This window comes from uncultured Fenollaria sp. (assembly GCF_934202865.1).
Lineage (GTDB): Bacteria > Bacillota > Clostridia > Tissierellales > Peptoniphilaceae > Fenollaria.
Genome location: NZ_CAKPYL010000061.1, coordinates 1 through 6,602 on the forward strand (window position 1 = coordinate 1; position 6,602 = coordinate 6,602).

Annotated in this window: 7 protein-coding genes; all 7 read left to right on the plus strand. The window is 36.0% G+C overall.

The genetic code is table 11. The features are described from left to right. The first annotated feature begins 263 nt into the window (after window positions 1-263). The 7 genes from glmS (at window position 264) to citD (ending at window position 6,540) form a co-directional block, all read left to right on the plus strand. Window positions 264-686: a methylaspartate mutase subunit S gene (glmS, locus tag Q0E71_RS06105; protein ID WP_058260382.1), complete on the plus strand. Its 423-nt coding sequence runs from the start codon at window positions 264-266 to the stop codon at window positions 684-686. Beyond that, on the plus strand, window positions 687-2,066 hold the full coding sequence (glmL, locus tag Q0E71_RS06110; RefSeq protein WP_294797035.1) for a methylaspartate mutase accessory protein GlmL: 1,380 nt from the start codon (window positions 687-689) through the stop codon (window positions 2,064-2,066). Between the two features lie 9 nt (window positions 2,067-2,075). Then, complete coding sequence (locus Q0E71_RS06115; protein WP_294797037.1) at window positions 2,076-3,533, plus strand: methylaspartate mutase subunit E; 1,458 nt, start codon at window positions 2,076-2,078, stop codon at window positions 3,531-3,533. 22 nt (window positions 3,534-3,555) lie between these two features. Continuing rightward, entirely contained in the window at window positions 3,556-4,794 is a 1,239-nt protein-coding gene (locus Q0E71_RS06120) for a methylaspartate ammonia-lyase (protein WP_294797039.1), read from the plus strand. A gap of 65 nt (window positions 4,795-4,859) precedes the next feature. Next, window positions 4,860-5,699 carry a fumarate hydratase gene (locus Q0E71_RS06125; protein WP_294797041.1) on the plus strand — a complete coding sequence of 280 codons (840 nt, stop codon included), beginning with the start codon at window positions 4,860-4,862 and terminating at the stop codon, window positions 5,697-5,699. A 14-nt stretch (window positions 5,700-5,713) separates the two neighbouring features. Continuing rightward, entirely contained in the window at window positions 5,714-6,280 is a 567-nt protein-coding gene (locus Q0E71_RS06130; RefSeq protein ID WP_294797043.1) for a Fe-S-containing hydro-lyase, read from the plus strand. Next, window positions 6,259-6,540 (plus strand): citrate lyase acyl carrier protein, encoded by a 282-nt coding sequence (gene citD, locus Q0E71_RS06135; RefSeq protein WP_294797045.1) that lies wholly within the window; start codon window positions 6,259-6,261, stop codon window positions 6,538-6,540. The genes Q0E71_RS06130 and citD overlap by 22 nt, the downstream gene beginning before the upstream one ends. Window positions 6,541-6,602 lie beyond the last annotated feature (62 nt).

A 6,602-nucleotide genomic window follows, 5' to 3' on the forward strand; every position in this document is an offset into this window, starting at 1 on the left:
CTGACGAAGACTATTTAAAGAGAATAATAAAATCTTTTAGATAATTATGACAAAAATTTAACAATTATTATTTGCAAGTAAAAAATTATTAATTGCATAATTATTAAAAATATATCAATATTTATTGCATATATGACATATTTTGAAAACTAAGATTAGTTTTATTCATTGCTTATATTTACACATGAAAAATCAATTTTTGCTCTTTAAAATTATCAATACATGTGGTAAAATGAGTATATAATTCAAATAGGAGGAGTACTATGAAAGAAAAAAATGGTAAGACAATCGTCCTAGGGGTAATCGGATCAGATTGTCACGCAGTTGGCTTAACTATATTGGACCATGCTTTTACAAATGCTGGCTTCAATGTAGTTAACATAGGTGTTTTATCACCTCAAGAAGACTTCATCAACGCAGCAGTTGAAACTAACGCTGACCTTATATGTGTATCATCATTATATGGTCAAGGAGAAATTGACTGTAAGGGAATGAGAGAAGCATGCGATGAAGCAGGTCTAAAAGACATTCCACTATATGTTGGTGGCAACATCGTTGTTGGTAAACAAAAGTGGGAAGAAGTTGAACCTAGATTTAAAGCTATGGGCTTTAACAGGGTTTATCCACCAGGAACAAGTCCTGACGTAACAATTGCAGACATGAAAAAAGACTTGGGAATTGATTAGATGAAAGCATATCTTTTTATTGATTTTGGAAGCACATTTACAAAATTAACTCTAATAGATATCGAAAAAGAAGAAATTATTGCAACAGCAAAGAGCTACACAACTGTTGAAACAGATGTAGCGAACGGATATCACAAAGCTTATAATGATCTTATGTCAAAAGTAGATGGCGATATAGACATAGTTAAGAAGCTTGCGTGCTCTTCAGCAGCTGGCGGCTTAAAAATAGCAGCCATAGGCCTAGTGCCTGATCTTACTGCAGAAGCAGCTAAGAGAGCAGCCTTAGGAGCAGGAGCTAGAGTTATTAAGACATATTCATACAAGATGAACAATCATGAGATAGAAGAGCTTAGAGATTCAAATGCTGATATGATTCTTCTAGCAGGTGGAACTGACGGAGGCAACACTGAAGTAATTTTGCATAACGCTCAATTGATTGCTGACTTTGGTATTACAAAGCCAGTTGTTGTTGCGGGTAACAAGAGCAGCTACGATGATATTGAAAAAGTATTTAAAGATAAGATTGAGTACAGACTTACTGAAAATGTTATGCCTAAACTAAATGAAATCAATGTTAATCCTGCAAGAGAAACAATCAGAGACATATTTATGGAAAGAATCACAAAAGCTAAAGGCATGACTCATATAGAAGATGATATCTCAGGCATACTAATGCCTACACCACAAGCTGATTTAAAGGCAGCCGAAGCACTTAGCTTAGGAACACCTGATGAAGATGGCGTTGGTGACTTAGTCGTAGTTGATATAGGTGGAGCAACAACAGATATTCACTCAATAGCTGATGGTGCACCTTCTAAACCTGGAGTAATTTACAGAGGTTTGGAAGAACCTATTTCAAAGAGAACTGTTGAAGGCGACTTAGGTATGAGATACTCAGCCGAAAGTATATATGAAGCGGCTGGAATGAGAATGATTAAGAAGTACTTAGATATCAGTGATTATGATGTAGAAGAAGAATTCAAAAGAAGATACGATCACACTGATTTAGTTTTCACCGATGAGAAAGAAATTAAATTCGATGAAATGATGGCAAAGATTTGTGTAGATATATCAATGAAAAGACATTGCGGCTATGTAGAAGCTGTTTATTCACCTCTAGGAACAATGTATCAACAGATAGGTAAGGACTTAACCGAGCTTAACCTTATGATAGGTACTGGAGGTATACTGGTAAATTCAGAACACCCAGAAGAAATACTAAAAGCTGGTCTTTATGATAATGAAGACTTAAACTCATTAAAGCCAAGATATCCTGAATTTTCAGTAGATAAAAATTATATTCTATCTGCTATGGGTTTACTAACAATGGTCGATAAGAACATGGCAGTTAGAATGATGAAGAAATATATAGTTATATAGGGGGAAGCTATGAAAGTAGAAAATAAAAGATGGACTGATGAAGAATTTTTCGCTGAGCGTGAGAAAGTTCTTAAACAATGGCCCACAGGAGCTGAAGTTGATTCGCAAGAAGCAATTGACTTTTTAAAGAAAATTCCTGAAGAAAAGAACTTTGCTGATGTAATGGCAAAGGCAAAAAGAGAGGGTAAAACATTAGCACAACCAAGAGCTGGTGTTGCACTTATTGATAAGCACATCGAACTATTAACATTCTTAACAGAACAAGGTGGAGCAGACTTACTTCCATCAACAATTGACTCATATACAAGACAAAATAGATACGATGAATGTGAGGTAGGTATAAAAGAATCATTAAAGGCAGGAAGATCTTTATTGAATGGCTTCCCAGCTGTTAACCACGGCGTTAAAGGCTGTAGAATGGTTTATGATGCAGTTTCAAAACCACTTCAAGCAAGACACGGTACACCAGACTCAAGACTACTTGCTGAAATAATTCACGCAGGTGGATTTACATCAAACGAGGGCGGTGCTATAAGTTATAACGTTCCTTATGCAAAATCAGTACCGATAGATAGATGCTTACATGATTGGCAATACTGCGACAGATTAGTTGGTTTCTACGAAGAAAATGGAGTTCATATAAACAGAGAACCATTTGGACCATTAACTGGTACACTTTGTCCACCATCAACATCAAACGCTGTTGCTATAGTTGAAGCACTACTTGCAGCTGAACAAGGCGTAAAGAACATTACAGTTGGTTATGGTCAATGCGGTAACTTAATTCAAGACGTTGCAGCAATCAGATCACTTGAAGAACAAGTAAATGAATACTTAAAGAAATATGGCTATAATGAAGTTTTAATAACTACAGTATTCCACCAATGGATGGGTGGTTTCCCTCAAGATGAAGCTAAGGCATTTGGCGTTATTTCTTGGGGTGCAGCAACTGGTTCATTAGCTGGAGCTACAAAGGTTATTGTTAAGACACCTCACGAAGCTATAGGTATCCCTACTAAGGAAGCAAACGCTGAAGGTATTAGAGCTACTAAGATGGTTCTAAATATGACTGAAGGACAATTGCTTCCAGAAGGTAAAGAACTAAGAGCTGAAATCGACTTAATTAAAGCTGAAACAAGATGTATAATTGAAAAATTATTTGAATTAGGTAAGGGTGACTTAGCAGTTGGTACTGTTGAAGGCTTTGCTCAAGGCGTTATGGACGTACCATTCGCTCCATCTAAGTATAATGCAGGTAAGATGATGCCAGCAAGAGATAATAACGGTGCTGTTAGATACTTATTTACAGGTAATTTACCATTCACAAAAGATATACTAGATATAAACAGAGAAAAACTTGAAGAAAGAGCAAAATTTGAAGGACGTCCAGTAAGCTTCGATATGACAACTGATGATATATTTGCAGTTGGCTTCGGTAAATTAATCGGTAGACCAAAAAATAATTAATATATAAAAAGGAGACTTGATTATGAAAATTAAAAAAGTTATCTGCTCAGCAGGTAAAACAGGTTTTTACTTTGATGACCAAAAGGCTATCAAATTAGGAGCAAAACACGATGGTATGTTCTACTTAGGAGATCCAGTTACTCCAGGATTTAAAGCTATAAGACAATCAGGAGAATCAATCTCAGTTATGTTTGTTCTTGAAGACGGACAAGTTGCTCACGGTGACTGCGCAGCTGTTCAATACTCAGGAGCAGGTGGAAGAGACCCACTTTTCTTAGCTGAAGATTTTATTGAATTTATCAATAAAAACATTGCACCTAAACTAGAAGGTAGAGAAATAACTACATTCAAGGAAATGGCTGAAGAATTCGACCACATGCAAGTAGATGGCAAGAGACTTCATACAGCAATCAGATATGGTATCACTCAAGCTATACTTGATGCAGTTGCTAAGACTAACAAAGTAACTATGGCTGAAGTAGTTAAGAAAGAATACAACACTGGCGTTGAAATCAAGAGAGTACCTATCTTTGCTCAATCAGGTGACGACAGATACCTAAACGCTGATAAGATGATTATAAAAGAAGCTGACGTATTACCACACGGTCTATTCAACAACGTTGAAGAAAAAACTGGTAAGAACGGTGAACTTTTAAGAGACTATGTTGTTTGGTTAAGAAACAGAATTATTGAACACAGACACAATGAATCATATAGCCCAATCTTCCACATCGACGTATATGGAACTATAGGCGATGCATTTAATAACGACGTTGATAAGATGGCTGAATACTTAAAGACTCTAGAAGAAGCAGCAAAACCATTCAAGCTTAGAATAGAAGGACCTATGGATATGGGTGAAAGAACTAGACAAATGGAAGTTCTTAGAGACTTAACTAAGAAGCTTGATGAAGAAAACATTCACGTAGAATTAGTTGCTGACGAATGGTGCAACACTTATGAAGATGTTGTTTACTTCGTAGATAACGGTGCTGGACACATGATTCAAATCAAGACTCCAGACTTAGGCGGTATCAATAACACTATTGAAGCTGTTAAGTATTGTAAAGATCACCACGTAGGAGCTTACTGCGGTGGTACTTGCAACGAAACTAACAGATCTGCAGAAGTTTTAGTAAATATTTCTATGGCTACAGGAGCTGACCAACAATTAGCTAAACCAGGTATGGGTGTTGACGAAGGTATCATGATCGTTAATAACGAAATGAACAGAGTAGTTGCACTAGTTAATAACAGATAATATTTTTCATTGAAAGTAGCAATATTTTATTGCTACTTTCATAATATACATAGGGGGTTATAATTTTGAGAGAAGTAAAAAGTAGTGATATCACTAAAAAATTAAAAGAAGGTCTTTTGGAGATAGCTTCAGTTCTTCCAAAAGATGTAATGGATAGACTTGTTGAACTAAGAGATAAAGAAAAGTGGCCACTAGCTAAAGAAACTATCACAACAATTATAGATAATGACAATCTAGCCGAAAGAGATAGCGTTCCAATGTGTCAAGACACTGGTATGGTTATCTGTTTTGTTAAGCTTGGTCAAGATGTTCATGTAGATGGATCTATAAGTGATGCTATAAACGAAGCGGTTAGAGAAGCATATACAGAAGGTTACTTAAGAAAATCAGTTGTTAAGGACCCTATAAACAGAGTTAATACAAAAGATAACACTCCAGCTATCATTCACTATGAATTAGTTGAAGGAGATGTATTTGAAATATCTTTCGCAGCAAAGGGCTTTGGCTCAGAAAATATGTCTAAGCAAAAAATGCTTAAACCTGCAGATGGACTTGAAGGCGTTAAGAAATTTATACTTGAATCAGTTGAAGCTGCAGGACCAAACCCATGTCCACCTATCATAGTAGGCGTAGGTATCGGTGGAGACTTTGAAAAATCTTGTATCATGGCAAAAAAATCACTTATGAGAGATATAAATGATTATAACAAAGATCCATTCTATGCAGATTTAGAAAAAGAATTGCTAGAAAAGATAAACGAACTAGGCATAGGACCTCAAGGTTTTGGCGGCAAGACAACAGCATTAAGAGTATTTATCGAAACTCATCCAACACACATAGCTGGCCTACCAGTAGCTGTTAACATTCAATGTCACGCTGCTAGACATAAAGTTATTTCATTATAAAGGGGGATATTACTATGGCTATAGAAATTAAAACACCATTTACAAGAGAAGCGCTTAAGGATTTAAAAGCAGGAGATAATGTATTAATTACAGGCACTATATATACAGCAAGAGATGCTGCTCACAAAAGACTAGTTGATCTTCTTAATGAAGGAAAAGAACTACCATTTGACCCAAAGGGAGCTTGTATCTACTATGTAGGACCATCGCCAGCAAAACCTGGTAGAGTTATAGGCTCAGCTGGACCTACTACAAGCTATAGAATGGACCCATATGCGCCACAAATGATGGACGCAGGTGTTATGGGCATGATAGGCAAAGGCAAAAGAGATGACAATGTTAAAGAAAAAATAAAAGAATGCGGTGCTTGCTATTTTGCTGCTATAGGCGGAGCTGCTGCCATCATAGCTGATAGAATTAAAACTGCAAAGATAATTGCTTATGAAGATTTAGGAGCTGAAGCTTTAAGAGAGATAACTGTAGAAAAATTCCCAGCTACTGTTATAGTTGACTCTACAGGTAAAGATCTATATATAGAAGGTAAGAAGGAGTATTTAGAATGGAAAGAAAAGAACGAGTAATAAGTAAAGCTGCTAAAGCAGGCTCGCTTGAATCAAACGATATAATGATTATGATAGAACCTTCAGATAAATTAGAAATCACATTAAATTCAGTAGTTAAAGAACAATATGGTGATAAGATTTTGAAGGCAATAAACGAAGTTCTTGATGAAGAAGGCGTTACTAAAGCAAATATTGTTATTGAAGATAAAGGCGCTTTAGACTTTACTATCAGAGCAAGAATGAGAACTGCAATCGAAAGGAGTCAAAATGAACTATAGAACAATGTTATTTATGCCAGGAAATAACCCCGGCATGTTACAATCGTCTGATATACTAGGTG